The sequence below is a fragment of the Cytobacillus gottheilii genome (genome assembly GCF_018582665.1).
Classification (GTDB): Bacteria; Bacillota; Bacilli; order Bacillales; family Cytobacillaceae; genus Cytobacillus; species Cytobacillus gottheilii.
Window position 1 is genome coordinate 2,762,537 of record NZ_CP071709.1, and the last position, 20,090, is coordinate 2,782,626.

At 39.0% G+C, this 20,090-nt stretch carries 16 protein-coding genes; 1 reads left to right on the forward strand and 15 read right to left on the reverse strand.

Going from position 1 to position 20,090, the window contains the following annotated elements; all coding sequences use genetic code 11:
• Positions 1-291: 291 nt before the first annotated feature.
• The 10 genes from J1899_RS13660 to J1899_RS13705 all read right to left on the reverse strand — a co-directional run bounded on the left by J1899_RS13660 (position 292) and on the right by J1899_RS13705 (position 13,618).
• Positions 292-1,077 (reverse strand): class I SAM-dependent methyltransferase, encoded by a 786-nt coding sequence (locus J1899_RS13660; RefSeq protein WP_214474521.1) that lies wholly within the window; start codon positions 1,075-1,077, stop codon positions 292-294.
• Positions 1,078-1,147: 70 nt separating this feature from the next.
• Positions 1,148-1,582 carry a BrxA/BrxB family bacilliredoxin gene (locus J1899_RS13665; protein WP_066444424.1) on the reverse strand — a complete coding sequence of 145 codons (435 nt, stop codon included), beginning with the start codon at positions 1,580-1,582 and terminating at the stop codon, positions 1,148-1,150.
• Between the two features lie 107 nt (positions 1,583-1,689).
• The gene (locus tag J1899_RS13670; protein ID WP_214474523.1) at positions 1,690-2,814 is read right to left on the reverse strand and encodes a conserved virulence factor C family protein; all 1,125 of its coding nucleotides are present in this window, start codon (positions 2,812-2,814) and stop codon (positions 1,690-1,692) included.
• A gap of 87 nt (positions 2,815-2,901) precedes the next feature.
• A complete protein-coding gene (locus J1899_RS13675) occupies positions 2,902-4,785 on the reverse strand; it encodes an ABC-F family ATP-binding cassette domain-containing protein (protein WP_214474525.1) in 1,884 nt (627 codons plus the stop codon).
• A complete protein-coding gene (locus J1899_RS13680) occupies positions 4,766-5,431 on the reverse strand; it encodes an HD domain-containing protein (protein WP_214474527.1) in 666 nt (221 codons plus the stop codon). Before J1899_RS13680 ends, J1899_RS13675 begins: the two co-directional genes overlap by 20 nt.
• Before the next feature lie 170 nt (positions 5,432-5,601).
• Positions 5,602-6,444 (reverse strand): DegV family protein, encoded by an 843-nt coding sequence (locus J1899_RS13685; protein ID WP_214474530.1) that lies wholly within the window; start codon positions 6,442-6,444, stop codon positions 5,602-5,604.
• 80 nt (positions 6,445-6,524) lie between these two features.
• Complete coding sequence (locus J1899_RS13690) at positions 6,525-7,382, reverse strand: amidohydrolase family protein (protein WP_214474539.1); 858 nt, start codon at positions 7,380-7,382, stop codon at positions 6,525-6,527.
• Between the two features lie 478 nt (positions 7,383-7,860).
• Complete coding sequence (locus J1899_RS13695) at positions 7,861-10,938, reverse strand: GNAT family N-acetyltransferase (RefSeq protein ID WP_214474541.1); 3,078 nt, start codon at positions 10,936-10,938, stop codon at positions 7,861-7,863.
• Positions 10,939-11,394: 456 nt separating this feature from the next.
• Positions 11,395-11,928, reverse strand: coding sequence for a hypothetical protein (locus J1899_RS13700; protein WP_214474543.1), 534 nt, complete (start codon positions 11,926-11,928; stop codon positions 11,395-11,397).
• A 1-nt stretch (position 11,929) separates the two neighbouring features.
• The gene (locus J1899_RS13705; RefSeq protein ID WP_214474545.1) at positions 11,930-13,618 is read right to left on the reverse strand and encodes a formate--tetrahydrofolate ligase; all 1,689 of its coding nucleotides are present in this window, start codon (positions 13,616-13,618) and stop codon (positions 11,930-11,932) included.
• 215 nt (positions 13,619-13,833) lie between these two features.
• Here J1899_RS13705 and metA point away from each other — a divergent pair, with 215 nt between their 5' ends.
• Complete coding sequence (metA, locus tag J1899_RS13710) at positions 13,834-14,742, forward strand: homoserine O-acetyltransferase MetA (protein ID WP_066444403.1); 909 nt, start codon at positions 13,834-13,836, stop codon at positions 14,740-14,742.
• A 135-nt stretch (positions 14,743-14,877) separates the two neighbouring features.
• Here the strand turns inward: metA and J1899_RS13715 are convergent, their stop codons facing one another.
• The 5 genes from J1899_RS13715 to J1899_RS13735 all read right to left on the reverse strand — a co-directional run bounded on the left by J1899_RS13715 (position 14,878) and on the right by J1899_RS13735 (position 19,997).
• The gene (locus J1899_RS13715; protein WP_214474547.1) at positions 14,878-15,570 is read right to left on the reverse strand and encodes an AIM24 family protein; all 693 of its coding nucleotides are present in this window, start codon (positions 15,568-15,570) and stop codon (positions 14,878-14,880) included.
• On the reverse strand, positions 15,551-16,261 hold the full coding sequence (locus J1899_RS13720) for a class I SAM-dependent methyltransferase (RefSeq protein WP_214474549.1): 711 nt from the start codon (positions 16,259-16,261) through the stop codon (positions 15,551-15,553). The genes J1899_RS13715 and J1899_RS13720 overlap by 20 nt, the downstream gene beginning before the upstream one ends.
• A gap of 202 nt (positions 16,262-16,463) precedes the next feature.
• Positions 16,464-17,027: a sugar O-acetyltransferase gene (locus J1899_RS13725; protein ID WP_214474555.1), complete on the reverse strand. Its 564-nt coding sequence runs from the start codon at positions 17,025-17,027 to the stop codon at positions 16,464-16,466.
• A 107-nt stretch (positions 17,028-17,134) separates the two neighbouring features.
• The gene (gene mntR / locus J1899_RS13730) at positions 17,135-17,557 is read right to left on the reverse strand and encodes a transcriptional regulator MntR (RefSeq protein ID WP_066444398.1); all 423 of its coding nucleotides are present in this window, start codon (positions 17,555-17,557) and stop codon (positions 17,135-17,137) included.
• 283 nt (positions 17,558-17,840) lie between these two features.
• Positions 17,841-19,997: a DNA topoisomerase III gene (locus tag J1899_RS13735; protein WP_066444396.1), complete on the reverse strand. Its 2,157-nt coding sequence runs from the start codon at positions 19,995-19,997 to the stop codon at positions 17,841-17,843.
• Positions 19,998-20,090: the final 93 nt, after the last annotated feature.

Sequence of the window (20,090 nt, forward strand, 5' to 3'; positions counted from 1 at the left end):
AAAAACGTCTTAAAATTAGCGATAATTTTTTGATTTCATTAATAAACATGGTTATAGCTATTTTAATAAGGGAATAATGAATAAACAAAACGGAAAGTGAAGAGGAGGACTTCTTATGGATATGAGTGTAGTGCTTATTGGTGTTATCTTTGTTATGATTGCCTATTTTATTTACCTTGCTATCGCAGATTAGATTAAAATCAGCTTAGTTGCTTTATGCTGTTCATTAATAAAATCAGATACTAATAAAGGATTGACTTGGAAAGAAGTATTCCCCGAGTCAATCCTTTATTAGTTATTGCTTTCTTTTAATTTAATTCCATAGTGAAATTTTGCGCTTTTTCTTTTGATTACTTCAAAGTTGTAATTTATAAATTTTTCACTGCGAAAATGATCCTTTAAAACTACACGATCTTTTGCAACTCTGATCGCTTCATTAATCAATTCAGAAGTAAATGGTTCATATACGGCGAAATTCTTTAATGTTTTAATGCCTTCTGAAGCATCAATGCATTCCTCAAACATGGGATCAAAATATACACAATCGAAACGGTTATCAGGGAGGTTTTTTAGAACATTTAATGCATATCCCTGCCTGACAGTAATCCTCTTCATGGCTTCATCCATTTCTGCAACGCCAGAACTCCAGGTTCGCAAACCATTCTTTACAATATAAGCAATAAAAGGATTTGCTTCAATCCCTGCCACTTCCCCAGTTGAACCAACCGCATAACTAGCCATTATGCTGTCACCGGCTAATCCTAAAGTACAATCTAAAAATGAGTTTCCTTCAGACAGATTACACGCTGTAAGAAAAGGATCATGTTCATCTCTGATGATTCTTTTCATTCTAAACATCGCTGAATTAGGATGGAAAAAGAAGGGTTCTCTTTCACCTTTTCGGTAAAGTTCCAGTCTTTCTTTGCCAAATACGATGCAATCACTATTTTCCTGTTCTTGTATGCTCTGAATCGATCTCTTTTTTCTGTAAACAAATCGAATTCCCAATTGTTCTGCAGCTTGTCTCGCTTGCTGAATGTTTTGTTCATCTGGTCTTCCGCATGTTGTTAATAACATAATAATCACCTGCTCAGTTTAATACGAGAAAAAGGATGCCAACTGAGGACATCCTTTTTTTTTATATAAATTAAAGCTTTTCATCAAATGCAGTCAGGAGATTTTCCATAATGGTTTCCATTGCATGGTCTTCAATATCATGACGGTGAATAAAATGAACTACTTCTCCGCCTTTGATTAATGCCATCGATGGAGAAGAAGGCGGAATTTCACCAAAAAACTCTCTCATTTGGGCAGTAGCTTCTTTATCCTGACCAGCAAATACAGTCACTAAACGATCTGGTTTCTTTTCTGTATTGATTACAGCTTGTGTAGCAGCCGGTCTAGCCAGTCCTGCCGCACATCCGCATACAGAATTCACAACTACTAATGCTGATTCATTATTTTGACTCATAAATTCATTGACATCTTCTGCCGTTAATAGTTCTTCAAATCCTGCTCTGACTAATTCCTCACGCATTGGTTTTACCATTTGCTTCATATATTCTTCATAGGCCATTGACATATTTGTAATGCCTCCTTTTTAAAATTGCAATTCATTTTACTATATAATCTATTTAATGTGCAATGTGGTGAATGAGACTAGACTATTGCTTCTTAAGATCATATTATTTAAGATTTCCTTGACTCTGTCATCTGCTTCCAAACAGATCCTTTAGCTTCTTCGCCCATTTCGATTCTCTCAATGGCAAGCTTGATCTGCAGACTCACTTCAAATTCAGCGTCGTTTTCCGCATCTTTCAAAGCCGGCAGCGCTTGTTCATCGCCTACTTCATATAAAAACATAGCGGCACGCCAGCGGACAAGTTTGCTGCTGTCCTTTAATGCTTCCATCATGGCTGGTGCTGCTTGTTCAAAACCTAAATCTGAAAGACAATCTCCTGCTGTTCTTCTGACCGTGACGGTTTTATCGTTCAAGGCTTTATAAAGAAGAGGAAGTACCTGCTGATCTTCAATCATGCCCAAATATACGGTTGCCAATCTGCGGATAGATGCTTTTTCGTCTGTTAATGCTTTTTCAAGTACAGGCAAGTCATTTAATTCAGGATCGTCCATTTGCTCCAGCTTTTGATAGCGTACACGCCAATCCGGATCATTTAGATCCTCCAGCGTAACCTTGCCTTTTTCCTTCTGCTTCAGCTGTTCCTGCTGATTTGGATTATTGGCGATTTCCACTAGAATATCTAATCTTTTCTGAGGATAAGCGGCTAAAAGCTCTTCTACTACTTCTTTTCCAATCGCGTCAAATTCACCATATCTAACGCCTAATTCTTTCCACTTACGTACTACTACAACATTATCGTCTGGACTTTGTGCTTGTCCAACAGCCTGAACAAATGCTTCTGGCAGACCATATCTCTTCTCTTCTGTCCCATTAGTTAATTTCACTTGCATGGGAATGCCTTTATAAACTTGCACTAAAGCGTTTATCTCACCGTAATGCTCATCGATACGCTGCTCATTTTGATTTGCTTCTGTTTCTTCTCCAAAACAGGCTCTAACCTGCTGAAGAAGCTCCTGCCAGTCAAATTTGGCATTTCGTTCAACTGCTAAGAAGTCGGCAACATGATATACACCTTTAATTCCCTGTATCTCCAGGATTTGCTTAATCACATCGGGAGCACCTTCACTTTGATCCTTTTTGTAATTATGGCTTTTTCCCATTGGCAGTTCTTCATGAAGTATGACTTTCATTGTGTTCGGACTCGGTGTTGGTTCAATCGCTTTTATCTTCAAAAGTATCACCCTTTATCACTTGATCTGCATGTAGACTTATTTTATCACAGCAAATCTTCTGAGTTCATACAGAATGCTTACGTTCATTTATTGATCAGCTATCTCAGACAAATAACTCCATCGTTCAATTAAATATTCAAGCTGCTGATTTAACTCATCACTTTCCTGTGTTAAGGACTGGGCCTTTTCAAAATCACTTCCCGTCTTGGAAAGTTCTGCTGCTATTTCTTCTATACGCGCTTCTGCGGCCTCAATTTTGCTGTCAATTTCTTCCCATTCTTTCGTTTCCTTAAATGTCATCTTCTTTTTCTTTGGCTTTTCCTGTTGTTGTTTTGGTTTCTCTGAATCTGATTTTTCTTTTACAGGCTGTTTCTGATTTTCTTTTTCCAGGTAATCGCTATAATTTCCGTAGATTGATTCAATAACCCCATTGCCTCGAAGGACAATAAGCTGTTCTGCCACTTTATCAAGAAAATACCGATCATGGGAAACAGTAATGACCACTCCTGAAAAATCATCGAGATAATCCTCTAGCACCGTTAATGTTTGAGTGTCCAAGTTATTTGTAGGCTCATCCAGCAGAAGGACATTGGGTTCTGACATCAGGATCTTTAATAAATACAGCCTTCTTTTCTCACCGCCAGAGAGCTTTCGAATAGGCGTGCCATGCGAATATGGAGGGAAAAGGAATCGTTCAAGCATCTGTGCAGCAGAGATTGTTTTGCCATCAGATGTTTCAACAACTTGAGCAGTTTCCTTCAAATATTCAATCATGCGTTTATTTTCGTCCATATCTTCACTTTCTTGCGTGTAATAGGCAATTTTTACGGTTTGCCCAACCTGAACTTCTCCCGTATCAGGTGCGATATTACCGGCAAGCATATTTAGGAAAGTTGATTTTCCAGTTCCGTTTCTGCCGATGATGCCAATCCGATCACCAGGTTTAATAAGAAGATCATAGGAATTCATAATCGTCTTTTCACCGTATGTTTTGGTCACATTTTTAAACTCAAATACTTGTTTTCCAAGCCTGCTTCCCTGCAGCGACATATCAAGCCTTTCATTTGCTTTTACAGAGGATAACTCGTCGTCCAGCTTATCAAATCGCTGAATTCTGGCCTTTTGTTTAGTTGTTCGAGCTTTTGCACCTCGTCTAATCCACTCAAGTTCACGGCGATACAAATTTTTCTGCTTTTCAATGACTGCCTGCTCATTTTCCTCACGCAAAGCTTTTGCTTCTAAAAAGGCTGCATAATTGCCTTTATAGGCATATAATTTACCGCCCTCTAATTCAAACATCCGATTGGTTACAGCATCTAAGAAATAACGATCATGCGTAACAATTAATAAGGCTCCCTGATATTTGCTTAAATAATCTTCAAGCCATTTAACAGACTCATAATCAAGATGGTTTGTTGGCTCATCAAGAATAAGCAAATCAGGTGATTGAATTAAGACCTGGGCGAGTGCAACGCGTTTCTTTAACCCGCCTGAAAGCTCTCCGACTGCCTTATTAAAATCTTCTATTCCGAGTTTAGTTAGTATAGTTTTAGCATTTGTACTCGTTTCCCAGGCATTCAAAGCATCCATTTGCTTCTGCTGCTGAAACAGTCTTTCCTGAACGTTCTGGTCTTCTGGACTCTCATTTAACTTCAGCAGTGTCTCTTCATATTCTCTTAACAGCTTCAAAACAGGAGCATCTCCCGCAAAGACTTGCTCCAAAACAGATAAGTCAGGATTTAAATCTGGTTCCTGAGGCAAATAAGCAATTGAATAATCTTTTGGCGCTGTTATTTGACCGGAATCAGGCAAGTCAACACCTGCAACAATCTTCAAAAGTGAGGATTTCCCTGTACCATTTACTCCGATCAAACCTGCTCGTTCTTTTTCGGCAATTGTAAAATCAATGCCGCTGAACAAGTCTTTTTCACCATATGATTTATATATATTTTCAAGAGAAATCATTTTCATAATAACCATTCCATTCGTTAAAAAATTGCTGTAAAAAAGTCTCCATAAAATGATGGCGATCATCTGCTATTTTTATGGCTGATTGTGTGTTTAGCCTTTCTTTTAGCTTTAAAAGCTTTTCGTAAAAATGGTTAATGGAGGATGATTTTCCCTGCCGATACTCCTCCACAGTCATTTCATTTCTAACTGTTAAAGCTGGATCATAAATTGGCTGATTTTTAGATCCTCCATATGCAAAGGTTCTTGCTATTCCAACAGCACCCAAAGCATCCAGCCGATCTGCATCTTGTACAATCTTTGCCTCTATAGTCAAAGTACGATGATTATTTCCGCCTTTATAAGAAATGCCTGCAATAACATTGATAATCTCCTCTGAAGTTTCAGAAGGCAAAAAAAGTTCTTGTAAAAAGCTGTTCAGCTTTTTTTCTCCTGCTTCTTTTGATTTGTTCAGTTTTTCATCTGCCACGTCATGCAGAAGCGCAGACATTTCTATTATAAACAAATCTCCAAGCTTTTCTTGTTTATGTATATATTTCGCCGTATCCCGGACTCTGTTTACATGATACCAATCATGCCCCGTGCAGTCTTCCTGCATGACTTGCTGCACAAAAAGCTCCGTTTTTTCTATGATTTCTCTTTGATCCACTTGTGCCCCTCCTCATCCTGCTATAATACATATTATCATATAAATAAAAGAAGCCTAACTATGTGAAAAGCAAAAAAGCCGAACCATTAGACAGCGTATTATTAACAGCTGCTAAAATTGTTCGGTTTCAGAATATGATTGTCATTATTAAAATTTTAGCTTCTATATGTTTATTGCTTGTTAAACCAGCTAATTCCCAGTGTATCTTCGCCGGCATGAAGGCCAACTGCTGCTCCCAATGGGTAACAATTCAGCACAAGGCCGGGGATTTCCATTTCGATTGTCCTTTTCCATTCTTCTGCTATTTCCCTGTGCAATCCATAAAGGATAAATGCTTCTTTCAGTTCATGCTGTTCATATGCTGTCTTTAAATAATTTATCATTTTTTCTTGTGCTTTTTTCTTACTTCTCACCTTTTCTTTCGTGTTTAATTGACCCTGTTCCAGCGAGATGATTGGAGTAATTTGAAGCACGCTCCCCAGGAAAAATTGCAGGCCATTCATCCGTCCACTTCTATGAAGCTGTTCCAGGCTTCCGATCAAAACATATAATTCATTCTCGTGTTTTAATGATTCCAGTTTAGTTGTAATCTGCTCTGGCTGCAATTCTTGCTCAGCAAACTGCATTCCTTTTTTCAACATCCATGTAAGCGGATACGAGATTAGCCCGGAATCAATGGTATAGACAGGAATCTTCACTAGTTCTGCCGCCTGTTTACAGGAAGAAACGGTCCCGCTCAATTTTTCAGAAAGGTGAACAGCAATGATCACATCATATGTCTCCCCCAGCTTTTCAAACAACTGCTGAAACGTGCCAATAGAAGGCTGAGAGGTTTTAGGCACTGCTTTTACACTTTTTAGTCTTTCATAAAGAGCCGCCGGGGTAAGGTCCACTCCATCAATATATTCATGCTGATCCAGTAAAATCGTAATTGGAACAACATACACATCAGGATGGTTTTGCATTTCTTCATCCATTGTAGCTGTACTGTCTGTTACCCATGCAATTTTCATCGCTATCTTCTGCCCCCTTTTTCCATAATATATGTACAAGCATTTAAATAAAGACCGTCAGTGATTGACGGCCTTACTTCTTATTCTTTTAGAAATGGTTTTATCTTTGGAAAAAGCTTTACAGCTGTATTATAAAATACATCTTCATGATATTCTTCCGGTATTAAATCTTTGATAAATTGGATATATGGACCAACCGGAGCAAGCGGCCAATCAGTTCCAAATAACAGCTTATCATAGGAATCAGCGAACACGAGCGCATGTCTTAAATGATCTAAAAAACGGCCTTCGCTTCTTTTTTTCAGTTCTTCTTCAGTACCAACAACTATCCCAGACAAGTCGGCATATACATTCGAATTTTTATAAATGATTTCTGCACCAGTGATCGTCCATGGATCTCCAAAATGTGCCATCATAAACTTGACATTTCGATGCTTTACAGCTACTTCATCAATTGCAAGCGGATGAGAATATTTTAATAGTCCCCGTTCTGAATATGTGTCGCCTGTATGAAACACGACCGGTAATCCATACTTTTCTGCAAGCTTATACACTGGTTCGTATACCTCATCATATGCATAGAAAGGATAATAGCCAAGATAGATTTTAATTCCAACCACCCTCGGATGCTGCAGTTCCAACTCAAGCCTTCCTAAAGCAGCTTCATCCAAATCAAATGGATTTATTCCTGCACAGTATACGATCTGTTCCGGCAAAGCCTCTCCGAGATCCAAGCCCATTGGCGTTACAGCCTCATGGTCAGGGAAACCCATTTTATCTGTCTCCGTTAGCCCCATAGCGATGCTTAACACAACGTTCGCTTTTTTATATTCATTTATATAGCCATCATAAGAATAATCCACTTTAGAGATCTCAGCGGCAGTATGATGAAAAGATTTTACATCCGAAAAATGTATATGTGCGTCAATGATTTTCATATGTACTCCTTTAACTTTAAAATGTTTGCTTTTATTATAGTAACTGAACGTTCTAATTAATACCATAACATATGGCTTTTGAAAGAAGAGGTGGGACAAAAAGAAAAAAATATATCTAACACATGAAAGTTCAATGTCATGGTTTAGGTATTTAAAGAAGCCCGTTCCATTGCGCTGCGGACCCTCGCTTTCCGTGGGGAGGAAGCTGAGCCTCCTCGAAGCAAAGCTTCTGCGGGGTCTCACCTTTTCCTCTATTGCCCACAGGAGTCGAAGGTCCTCCGCTCCATTTCACTCATGTTTGAAAGATATATTATAAAAATAATAACTAGTAAACCGAATGATTATAAAAAGTTGTTTACTAATCATTTAGATTTATCACAATGCTGAATACTTATGTCCCACATTCTTTTTATAGCCTTTTTCACGTATTACATGCTTTATTTATTAAATAACCATCTTTTAAGGGACAGAATTGATATTAACTATTAAAAAATGAAATTCCTCGCAGCTTCTCAAAGCTATCGGCTGTAAGAGGACGGTGATCGAATATCATAAACATTGGCGCAGTTACCGCGGCTGCTTTTTGGGATGAGGTTAATTCAGCAACTTCCTTATTTAAATAAGCTTCTGCTTCACTCTGTTCTTCTGCTGTTAATACATATAATCTTTCTTCCCGGCCATTAGAGCTTATGCTGCTGCCTTCATGCATAAAGATCGACATCTCTTCCATACCAGCTTTAAATATGTGCTGTTTGCCATCAGGCAAATGCACAGCAAGATCACTCAGCTGATCTCCTGTTAAAAAAACATCTGTATTCCAGGTTTCTCCTGCGATTGATTTTCCATTCTGATCATTAACCCGCACAAAATGAGCAACTGCCGGTACACCTGGAAGCACTGCAAAATATTGTGTGAACTGAAAATTCCCCCACGTATCATGCTGCTCAAATACCGTTCGTATCGCCAATGATCTCCACTTATTACCATACGAATCAGACAGATCAACAAATTTGGCATCACGTTTAGCTTGCTGCAGTGAAAATAGACTGACATTCGATGGAATGGTTTTATATCCTCCCGCCCACGGATTCCACCAGCCTTTTGCAATTAAATCCGGATAAGAACTGTGCAGCCACTGCATTCCATTCATCTTAAGCGAATAAATGCCAGCGTAGAAATCTGGTGATGCTTTCAATTCAATGAATTCATTGTGAAGAACGCAGGTGTCATAGTGTTCACCTTTTTCTATTGATGAGTGGACACTCCCACCTGCTGCAAATACCAGCTCCTCAAATCGAATTTCTTCATGATCGCTAAGCAGACTTCCTTTTACGGTTTGAATGCCTACATGATCCTTAAGCTGTAGTGTAGAGCCGAACTCTGTTTTCTCATCCTGCTCAGTCAGCTTTTCTTCCAAAACGACCGCATCATTTACGCGCATCTTCCATTTACCGTTCAAATAATTGTTTCTGGCAGTTTTTAAGACGATGTCTGCTTTGCCAAGAGTAACAACTGGATTGCCGTTATTAATGGTAATTTCTTTTTCGAATAATAAAGTTGGCTGGTTATTCACCTTCTTTTTCAAGGCAAAATCACGCTGCTCCTTCCAGGAATGAAATGTACCCATTGCCAGAACAATAGCGGGCAATTCGACCTGTTCACCTGGGACAAGCTTTTCTATATGGAACTCCAGCTGCATTTGCCACCCTTCTGGATTCGCCTTCCAGTCGTCAGCCCAAGAAAGGCCGATTGGCATCTCTTCATGCTCACAAAAATACCAATTTTCCTGCAGATCTCCTTTATGAAGATCACCATATTCCAGCTCTCTTACTCTCGAAAAATTTGTTACACCAGCTTTAAGCGGGAAGATGGCGTTTTCAAGGTCATGATAATTTGCTTGCTGAAGGAAAAGATGATTATATATCTCAGAATGGCTGTTTTTTATTTCAGCCCACCTCTTTACAATGCCTTCACCAAATAAGGATGTATAGACTGCAAGCTGTATTCCAGCAAAATCTTCAGAATCAAATACCATTTTCAACGTAATGCACTCTTCATCCAAAATCCACTCAAGAGAAATAGGTTTTTGCTTTGAAAACTCAAATGAATATGGTTTTCCAAGCTTGGGAATAAAAAAAGCAAAAGGCTGGTCAATTAATTCATTTCTTCCAGCAGCAGTCGAATAATTTTGCTTGCTGATCCTGACTTGGCTGACTCCATTATACAAATGCCAATATTTTTTAGATTCCCCTCCAAATTTCTTTCCAAAGCTTTTTAGACCGAAGCCCACTTCATTATGCAGGAAGACCTGAACACTGCCATCCTTTTTTACAGCTTTTATTTTTATGTCCGGCTGGTAAAACCCATATTCTTTTACAATATAAGGAACCGTTAATAGCGCTCTTTCCTTTGGCTTTAATTCGAGTACAAATTGATTTATCTTAAGTTCCACATGATTATGTTCACCAATTTCAATAGTAAAGGCTGCTTCTTCCGGCAAACTGTTCTCTACCTCTAGTTCAAAATGAGATAACTCATTTAGAAATGCTAAATTCATAGTTGATTTTCCGGTGATTTTTGCCGGCTGTTTTGGAAACACACCAAGAGATAACAGACAGGATTCTCCGTTAATTTTTACTTCTACTTGAACCACTGGATGCGTTTTCCAGATATTAGGTTCCTCTCCAGTTGCAAGCATCACTGTACCGTTTATAATTGCCTCATCGGATACATTTAAATTTGAAGATAAATGAAGGGTTGAACGTTCATTGTCTATGCCTTCTGCCTGGACCTCTAAAGTGATTCCGCTTTTGTTTTTCACATGCACTTCTACTAGCTCAGTCTGTCCTTCTATCATTTCATGTGATGGCACTGCAAGTTCAACAGCAAAATCATCCGTTTCAATTGCAGCAATTCCTCTTCCTGTTCGCTCAAACGTTACCACCACGTTTTTACCATTACTATTCCAGTCATATTCATAAAAAGAGAAACCGTTTTTCTTCACTCCATCCGGCTTAACTTCTATTAATCTCGTACTCGCCTCATACCAATCTGCTTCTGCAAAAAAAGGCTGTAAAACCGGCATCTTTAATACCGATGGAATAAAGTTCATTAAATGTGTAGTATCATCCCGATCTTCCCAAAAAAAGCCGCATTTTTTATAGAGTGGAACTGCCTTCAAATTTCCCGGCCAGGTAAATAAGTCAACGCGGGGATAATCTAGTTCCACCGTTTTAGAAATGGCTTTCATCAATAGCATTTTACCGATCTTTTTCCCATGATAATCCGGGCGTACATTCAAAAGCGGAATATATAGAGCGCCGATATCCTCCCTGTATTTCGATAGCCCGCAATACCCCACAACCTCATCTTGGTCCATCGCTAAATAGAGAGTAATATTGCCGGAGTTCTCTTCTTTCGTTTTCACATCTTCTGCAGTTGTAACCCTGGAATCTCCGCCCCAGCTATCTCTGCTAAGATTCCACATCTTCGCTACTTGTGCAGCATGCTCTTCTCTATATTCGGTAATCACAATCTCATTTGTTTTCACGTTCATTCTCTTATCCTCCTAAGCTAGGTCACTTCTTGTCTTTTCTCCTCATTTTCCGATTTTTGCACAGATGAAATAATCATCAGCTTCTCCTCCTTCTTAATAATAGGAATGATTTCCCTATTTCATACTAGCTGTTTACATTAAAATTGTAAACATTATTCTGATTATTAAACAAATATCTTCCTCTAAATGCGAATAATCAAAGTTTTCGTTCTGCTATTAAACGAGCCCGTTCCATTGCGCTGCGGCCCCTCGCTTTCCGCGGGGAGGAAGCTGAGCCTCCTCGGAGCAAAAGCTCCTGCGGGGTCTCACCTTTTCCTCTATTGCCCGCTGGAGTCGAGTGTCCTCCGCTCCATTTCACTCGTGTTTAAACCAAAAAAACCGAATGATTGGAATATATAAACAACCAATCATTCGGAAATACAGCTGAACTAAATATTTACCTCTCAGATCTCGCCCTCAATTAAAAGTTCTTATAAGATGATCCATTTCATTTACGGTTTTCACCATGTACTCTGCCATGTTTTGAAGGTCATCAATTTGATCTTCCTGGATGAGGCGATTAAAAGAAATGGTTAGTTCATTTTCTATGTGAGCATGTTCATTTAAAGCATTTTTTCTAATATGCTGCTGAACTGAATGATTGGCTCCCCAAATCGTTTTTAATCGCTCTGCCGATTTTTTATATAATTCTTCGTTCTCAGGATGTTCAAGAGTTGTTTTAATAAAAACAGAAGCACCACTTTGCTGTACCCCATTTGAAAGAGGCAGCAATTCAGCTGTTAAATTGGCAAGGTCAGCTTGCAAAATAAATGTACAGAAAACTTTGCTCCTTGGATTTTTCCTGAGTGTCATTTCAAACTTACGGGAAAGCTTTGCCAAGTTCACCCAATCATTGCGGTCAGTAATAATGATTTCGCCATCCAGGTCGTAATCGTAGAGACATCCTTCCATTACGACCTTCATATTTTCAAATGCTGTAGGATCAAACATATTAAAACAGTCCAACTGCCTGGCCTTGTTCGTCAACGTCCATCCGCAATGCAGCCGGATTTTTTGGAAGACCAGGCATCGTCATTACTTCACCCGTTAATGCGACGATAAAACCAGCGCCAATCGATGGCTTAAGTTCACGAATGGTAATTGAAAAATCTGCTGGTCTGCCGAGTTTGGAAGGATCGTCTGATAATGAATATTGTGTTTTCGCCATACAAATCGGCAGGTTCCCCCAGCCAAGTTCTGCAAATTGGGTTATTTGCTTCTTGGCTTTTTGAGAATACTCTACTTTTCCAGCTCCATATACCTTTTCCGCAATCGCTGTTATCTTATTTTCGAGAGAATCAGAAAGTTCATATAATGGAGAAAACGTGCCTTCATGCTGTTCGATGACTTCAACCAATTTTTGAGCTAACACTATTCCTCCGTCACCGCCTTTTTCCCATACCTCTGTAACAGCTGCTTCCATTCCATTAGCAGCACATAATTCCAGCATTGTATTCATCTCTGCCTCTGTATCTGTTATAAACTTATTAATAGCGATAACAAAGGGCAAACCGAAATTCTGTAACGTCTCAGCATGTTTTTGCAGATTCGCAAACCCTATGCGAAGCGCTTCGATATTTTCTTCTTTTAAATGGTCCTTCGCTACTCCTCCATGCATTTTTAAAGCTCGAATCGTCGCTACGATCACGACAGCCTCTGGCTTAATCCCTGAGGTTCTTGCTTTTATATGCAGGAATTTTTCTGCTCCAAGATCCGCTCCAAACCCTGCTTCTGTCACAACAAAATCAGCGAGCTTTGCAGCTGCTTTTGTGGCAATAACACTATTGCAGCCATGAGCAATATTAGCAAATGGCCCGCCGTGAATAAGTGCAGGTGTATGAGCAATCGTTTGAACGAGGTTTGGCTTGATGGCTTCTTTCAGCAGAAGTGTTAACGCCCCTTCTGCACCAAGCTGTGCTACAGTAACTGGCTGCTTGTCCATATTGTAGGCAATGACCATTTTTCCAAGTCTATTTTTCAAGTCCTTTATATCCTCAGAGAGGCATAACACCGCCATAATTTCGGAAGCAACGGTTATGTCAAAGCCATCTTCCCTTGGAACGCCTTGCATGGGACCGCCCAAGCCGATGATAACTTTTCTTAACGCGCGGTCATTTAAATCCAGCGCACGCTTCCAGACAATGCGGCGCTGATCGATTCTCAGCTCATTCCCCTGCTGGATATGATTATCAATCAAGGCAGCCAGCGCATTGTTAGCAGATGTTATGGCATGGATATCGCCCGTAAAATGAAGGTTGATATCCTCCATAGGCAGCACCTGTGAAAAGCCGCCGCCAGCTGCACCGCCTTTTATGCCCATTGTTGGCCCTAGGGAAGGTTCTCGGATGGCGATCATTGTTTTTTTGCCAATAGCATTCAGTGCATCACCGAGGCCGACTGTTACAGTCGATTTCCCTTCTCCTGCTGGAGTTGGATTGATCGCTGTAACCAAAATGACTTTTCCAGATTCGTTCGTCTTGATTCTCTCTAATGTGTCTGCTGAGAGTTTTGCTTTATATCTTCCATATAATTCTATATCATCTTCCTGTAAACCGATTGAAGCAGCAATCTCTGTAATCAGTTTCATTTTTGCCTGCTGAGCAATTTCTATATCTGACTTGACTTCAAGTTTAGTGTTCATGCATCTTCCCCCTGCAACATGATGTGATATGTATTTGCCACTTTTTATTGTACCATCACAGTGAGATAATATTTAAAAAACTTAGCAAATTAAAACACATTATCATTGCTGACTATTGCAATCGTTTATATAATGATCTTAATAAAATGGATAAGAGAGCATATTGTTATATATGTATATCGCCTTTCAATTAAGAAAAAATGGGAGTTGATCTTTTGCCTATTAACATACCGAAAAATTTGCCTGCCCGTGAAATATTAGAAAAAGAGCATATTTTTATTATGGATGATGACAAGGCCCTTCAACAGGATATCCGCCCGCTGAATATACTTATTTTAAATTTGATGCCTCAAAAAGAAAAAACGGAAACCCATCTGCTTCGACTTCTAGGCAATACACCACTGCAAACAAACATAACATTCTTAAAAACAGATACACACACATCAAAAAATACAAGCCAGCTGCATCTTGATCAATTTTATTCAACATTTCAAGAGATTAAAGACCGGAAGTTTGACGGCATGATCATTACTGGTGCCCCTGTTGAACAACTTCCCTTTGAAGGGGTCGATTATTGGCAGGAGTTAAAAGACATTATGCACTGGACAAAATCAAATGTAACTTCGACATTACATATATGCTGGGGAGCACAAGCAGCTTTATATTATCATTTTGGAATCGGAAAATATAATTTAGAAGGCAAATGCTTTGGAGTCTTTCCTCACACCGTATATCAATCAGATGAAAAGCTCCTCAGCGGATTTAATGATTATTTCTGGGCACCCCATTCCCGTCATACAGATGTGTCTTTAGACGAAGTGCTTGCTCATCAAGAAATTACACTGCTTTCTTCATCAGATGAGGCGGGTGCTTTCATTATGTCTGCCAATAGAGGAAAGCAGATTATGATAACGGGTCATTTAGAATATGAAGCTACTACTCTTTTAGAAGAATATGAGAGAGATGCTTCAAGAGGTCTGGATATAAAAATTCCGGTTCATTACTTTCCAGAAGATAATCCTCAAAAAGCTCCAGCTAATATTTGGCGTTCACATGCATTTCTGCTTTTCTCGAACTGGCTGAATTATTATGTGTATCAGGAGACACCGTATAATTGGTCATAAAACATTAGCAAGCCTGGAAGGCATAAGAGTATGCTAAGCTGCCATTGTTCTTTTCACTAAATAATGCTACGGAACTTCTCAATATCCCTGAATCAAAAACAAGCCTGGATGACGAATCATCCAGGCTTGTTTTATTTATGATTGCTGACTGTAGTAAACTTCTTCGAACGGCTGCACGACAACAAATCCATTTCCTTCAAACTTCATTTGAATGGATTCTCCGCTTCCTCTGCCGATAAATGTTTTAAAAGATACATCTGTAACAAATTCCGGCTGAAGATTGCCAGACCAAGCGACTGTTGCATTCGGATCTGTATAAACAGGATTATCCGGAGTGACAAGCAGTGTTAATGGTTCGTAATGTGAGGTAATAGCCACCATTCCTGTACCTTCAAGACGGACATTAAATAAACCTCCGCTCATCATCCCCGCAATTTTTCTCATCAATTTGATATCCCAGTCAATTGACGGTTCAAAAGCGAGCAAATCATTCCCATTGACAAAAATCGATTCGCCATTGAGATGTAAGATGGAGATCTTCTTTCCTTGATCGGCTAAATACAGTTTTCCATTCCCAGTTGCCTTCATTAAAGAAGTGCCTTCACCTGTTAACGCTTTTTTAAACATTTTTCCTAATCCGTGCTCTAGAATGCCTTCACGCTCAAATTTAATTTGCCCCCGATAAGAAATCATCGCTCCTGATTTTGCCCAAATTTGATTGGATAAGTTGATTTCCAGCATTCTAGGCGTCTCTAATTCAAACAAACCTTCCCCTTTGTCCTCTTGCTTTGTTTGATTTACAAATTCATCAATCGAATATCTGCTCATTTTCTAATTCCTCCTCTTTTCTATTTTTAAGCATAAACACCCACATGAAAGATAGTGCCTGCTTAAGCTCGACTGGAAGTGAACCCTTGGATACCTGTTCTGCTGCTTTTTTAAAAACGGGCAATTCCGCTATTTTTTCCCATCCATTTTCTAGTGCCAAAGCCTCAAACTCCCATGGCATCATAGTATTGCAGATCACCTGATCGCCATATAATCTTTGAAAACTGCTTTTTCGGGGACCTGCAGTTGGTCCCAGCACACCAACACATGCATAGCCTCCTGGCTTAACCATATGTTTCATATGCATTAATACCTTAAGAGGATCTTCTGTCCATTCCAGCGAATTAATTGCAAGGACTGCGTCATAAGAATTTTCGGGTAAATGAAGTATGGTTATATCGCCTTTGATGAATTGAGAATGGTTCTGTTTGTTTGTTTCTTTTGCTCTATGTATCATTTCATCAGCAACATCATAGCCAGTCACTTCATAACCCTTTTTTGCTAGTTTTAATGAACCATAGCCATCTCCGCAGCCAAGATCACACACTTTTGAATAGGCTGGAACCACTTTACAAAAAAAAGGGATAATATCTTTGCGGCTGCCCTCTTCCCACATCGTTTTGCTGCTTGCATGCCATGTGGCAGATCGTTTATTCCATTGTTTCTCTGATTCTAGACTCCAATTTTGCATATCATCCCTCGCCATCTTCCCCTTTATATACGGTACACTTTCTCAAAAGTTTCATCCTATGTACATTCTAGACTTATTCATAACAATCCTATCTATGTCTGATATAAAAAACTATTTATTTAATCATTAGCCCTTATAAGATAAGAATAAACAGCATAACAAAAAGAGTTGTATGCATAAAAGCTTGCATACAACTCTTCTTTCACGATAAATCCAGCTGTTTAATCACTACTGCAGGATTTCCTCCAACGACTGTATTTGAAGGAACATTTTTTGTAACGACAGCCCCAGAGGCAATAACAGCGTTGTCTCCAATTGTTACACCAGGATTGATGATCGCGCCTCCACCAATCCAAACATTGTTGCCGATTGTTACTGGTTTGCCGTATTCTTTGCCCGAGTTCCTTTCTTCAGGATCAAGAGGATGTGTGGCTGTATAAATATGTACACCCGGTGCCATCATGCAATTATCACCGATTTTGACCTCACAAACATCAAGAATGACACAATCAAAATTAGCAAAAAAGTTTTCGCCAACATGCGTATTGCTGCCATAATCAAAGCGAATATTGGGTTCCATATACACATTTTCTCCTGTAGAACCAAGCAACTCTTTTAACATGCTAGTCCGCTCTTCGTGTTCTGATTCTAATGAAAGATTATAAAGACGCACCTTTTTTCTGGCCTCTGTGCGGGCATGAAGCAATTCAGGATCTAATGGGTCATACATTTCGCCAGCTAGCATTTTATCTTTCTCTGTTCGCATCTTCTCAAGCACTCCCTTATGGTTTATCTAAACATTTATATTGTAAGCCTTTTCTCAAATTCACAAAACAAAAAAACACACAAGACTTCTGTGTATTTTTCTTTCACTTAAGCATTTTCGTTATTTTTTTGAACAATCCTTAGGGCATTTATTCGGTTTTCATCTTCTTCAAAATATTGGACAAGATCCCCAATGCGGTCTATTGCATCCCAGCTTAAATGGTGTTCAATTCCTTCAACATCCTGATATATATTTTCATCTTTCACTCCGATGATTTTTAGAAGCTGTTCAAGCAACTCATGTCTATACACTAACCGCTTGCCAATTTTCTTGCCTTTTGCTGTTAAAACAAGACCTCTATACTTTTCATATACTAAATATTCATCTTTATCCAGTTTCTGCACCATTTTGGTAACAGATGAAGGGTGAACAGATAGCGCTTCTGCTATATCGGATACACGGGCATATCCTTTATCTTCAATCAGTATATATATTTGTTCAATATAATCTTCCATACTTGGTGTTGGCATAGGGTACCTCCTAAAAGAAAAGCGCTAGCGCCATGATTAAGTACTTCCATTTGAGGTACTTGACGCTGAAATAACTTGTCTATTTCTCATTTATATTTATAGCACAATGTAAATATACACTAAGCCATGTCATTTATTTGTGATGCAAATACTTTTATCAAGTGCATGGCTAATATGACATTAGCCTTTAAAAAGTTTACTACAAAATGGCAATAGGAGACAAGCTTATGTCTCAAAAATACCATCAAGCCGAGATGTATACAGCAAACATCTCCGCTCTTATTTACACCTGTTTATCGAAAATAAATTTCAGCTTGTGATCTTTCTGATCCCATGCCAGTTTGGCTGAAAACATTTTTTCTTTGCTGGAAAAACCCTCAATTAATTCGGTCTCCCCATTCTTCAAGATCAATTTGACGTTCTTTTGTGTGATCGTTTTATTTAAGATTTTTTTCGATATACTAAAGCCGCAATTGCTTTTTTTATAATTGGAACATCCGTAAAAAGTTCCTTTATCAACAACTTTTCCATCGCAAAGCAAGCATTTTCCTACCGAAGATGTTCTTTTTTGCTTATAGGTTTTCGGTGTAAAATTATCTTGATCCTCTTGTGCAAATGTCCATTTATCCTTATTCTCGGAAGATGCCTGAATCAGATGGAGGACCATTTTATTTGTTTGCTCCATAAATTGTTTAGGTGATGCCGTTCCTTCAGAAATCTGCTGAAGCCTTGTTTCCCACTTAGCCGTCATCTCTGGAGAAGCCAAAATCTCTTCTCCAATTGCACTAATTAAGATTTTCGCTTTTGAGGTAGCATAGACAATGTTTTTTTGGATATCAATATACCCTCGATCCTTTAACATGGTAATAATCCCTGCTCTTGTTGCCTCTGTGCCAAGACCTTCTGTTTTGTTCAGCATTTGTTCAAGTTCTTTATCCTCCAAATGCTTGCCGGCCGTTTTCATTAAAGTGATGAGCTGACCTTCCGTATATCTTTTGGGCGGCTGTGTCTTACCTTCCTTTACTTCTGCCTTTAGCACCTCACCTTTTTCAGCTTTAGATAGAATCGGAAGATTGGGTTCCTTATCTTTCTCTGCTAAAGGAATGACTTTGCGCCAGCCAAGTTCCAGCTGAACTTTTCCTTTTGATTTAAACATCGCTCTTCCGTCTACAAGCGTATCAACCTCTGTATATTCCACGACAGACTTTTCATGAAATGCAGCAATTAAACTGCGGGCAATCATCAAATAAATCTTTTGTTCATCAGAAGAAAGCTTCTCGATTGAAGGCACCTGTTCAGTCGGAATGATTGCATAGTGATCGGTTACCTTTTTATCATCGACATATCGTTTGTTGCCTAAAAGCGATTGTTTTGGCAGAGGGAAATAGGTTTTGAATTCCTTTAAGTTTGATAGTTTTGCCAATATATCTGGAAACATTTCTGCTTCTCCTGCTGTTACATGCCTTGAATCTGAACGTGGATAGGAAACAAAGCCTTTTTGATATAATTTTTGCAGAATATCAAGCGTTTTTTTGGGAGGATATTTATACTTGCGGTTTGCATCTGCCTGCAGAGCGGATAAGTTGAATAGCATAGGAGGCAAATATTCCTTCTTTTCCTTTTTCACTTCTGTTATTTCTGCGTTTTTTCCTTTACAGAAAGCAGCAATTTTCTCAGCAAGCTCTTTTGATTCTGCTCTTGACTCTCCATCTTTGTCCCATTTGCCCTGATATGTTTTGCCATTCATATGAAACTCGGCAGTCACTTCCCAAAAAGGTTCTGAAACAAAACGTTCAATCTCTTTTTCTCTTTTCACGATTAAAGCTAACGTTGGTGTCTGCACTCTGCCGACAGAAAAAACGTCTGAAAAGCCTTTTTCTTTCAACAGAAGACTATAGAGCCTGGACGCATTCATCCCGACAATCCAGTCAGCACATGCTCGCGTATAGGCTTCATAATAGAGATTGCGCGTATCAGACTCTGACCGTAATGATGTAAAGCCTTCTCTTATTGATTTTGGTGTTAAAGAAGAGATCCACAACCGTTTCATGGGCTGCTTTGCACCTGCAACTCGAAGGACATTGCGGATGATCAGTTCTCCTTCTCGCCCAGCATCACCAGCATGAATAATTTCTGTGACTCGCTTATCCTGTACGAGTTTTTTTATGACATTAAACTGTTTTGCCTTATCTTTTGTTACTTCATACTGAAACTGCTCTGGAATAATAGGCAGATTGGTTAGTGACCATTTTTTCCAGGAAGAATGGTATTTTTCTGGTGCTGACAGCTGGCATAAATGGCCAACTGCCCATGTGACAAGGGCTCCTTCGGGGAATAAATCAGCAGGGAGGATTTCAACAAATCCTTGATGTTTTTTCATTTTGAAGATTGAGGCTAATGTTAAACCTTGATCTGGTTTTTCAGCAATGATAAGTTTCATAGCGTTTCACTTCCAAGTGTTCTAATAATAGTTTCTATTTTACCTGTAATTGAGCTGAAGAGAAAGTAAAAAAGAACGACTATTTTTTGTCGT

Bases quoted from the DNA above. Each gene is read 5' to 3' on its own strand.
- J1899_RS13660 (WP_214474521.1), bottom strand. From the start codon at position 1,077: ATGTTATTAACAACATGCGGAAGACCAGATGAACAAAACATTCAGCAA.
- J1899_RS13700 (WP_214474543.1), bottom strand. From the start codon at position 11,928: ATGTTTGATCCTACAGCATTTGAAAATATGAAGGTCGTAATGGAAGGA.
- J1899_RS13695 (WP_214474541.1), bottom strand. From the start codon at position 10,938: ATGAACGTGAAAACAAATGAGATTGTGATTACCGAATATAGAGAAGAG.
- J1899_RS13735 (WP_066444396.1), bottom strand. From the start codon at position 19,997: ATGAAACTTATCATTGCTGAAAAACCAGATCAAGGTTTAACATTAGCC.
- mntR (WP_066444398.1), bottom strand. From the start codon at position 17,557: ATGCCAACACCAAGTATGGAAGATTATATTGAACAAATATATATACTG.
- J1899_RS13715 (WP_214474547.1), bottom strand. From the start codon at position 15,570: ATGAGCAGATATTCGATTGATGAATTTGTAAATCAAACAAAGCAAGAG.
- J1899_RS13725 (WP_214474555.1), bottom strand. From the start codon at position 17,027: ATGCGAACAGAGAAAGATAAAATGCTAGCTGGCGAAATGTATGACCCA.
- J1899_RS13705 (WP_214474545.1), bottom strand. From the start codon at position 13,618: ATGAACACTAAACTTGAAGTCAAGTCAGATATAGAAATTGCTCAGCAG.
- J1899_RS13720 (WP_214474549.1), bottom strand. From the start codon at position 16,261: ATGCAAAATTGGAGTCTAGAATCAGAGAAACAATGGAATAAACGATCT.
- J1899_RS13675 (WP_214474525.1), bottom strand. From the start codon at position 4,785: ATGAAAATGATTTCTCTTGAAAATATATATAAATCATATGGTGAAAAA.
- J1899_RS13685 (WP_214474530.1), bottom strand. From the start codon at position 6,444: ATGAAAATTGCATGGGTAACAGACAGTACAGCTACAATGGATGAAGAA.
- J1899_RS13690 (WP_214474539.1), bottom strand. From the start codon at position 7,382: ATGAAAATCATTGACGCACATATACATTTTTCGGATGTAAAATCTTTT.
- J1899_RS13665 (WP_066444424.1), bottom strand. From the start codon at position 1,582: ATGTCAATGGCCTATGAAGAATATATGAAGCAAATGGTAAAACCAATG.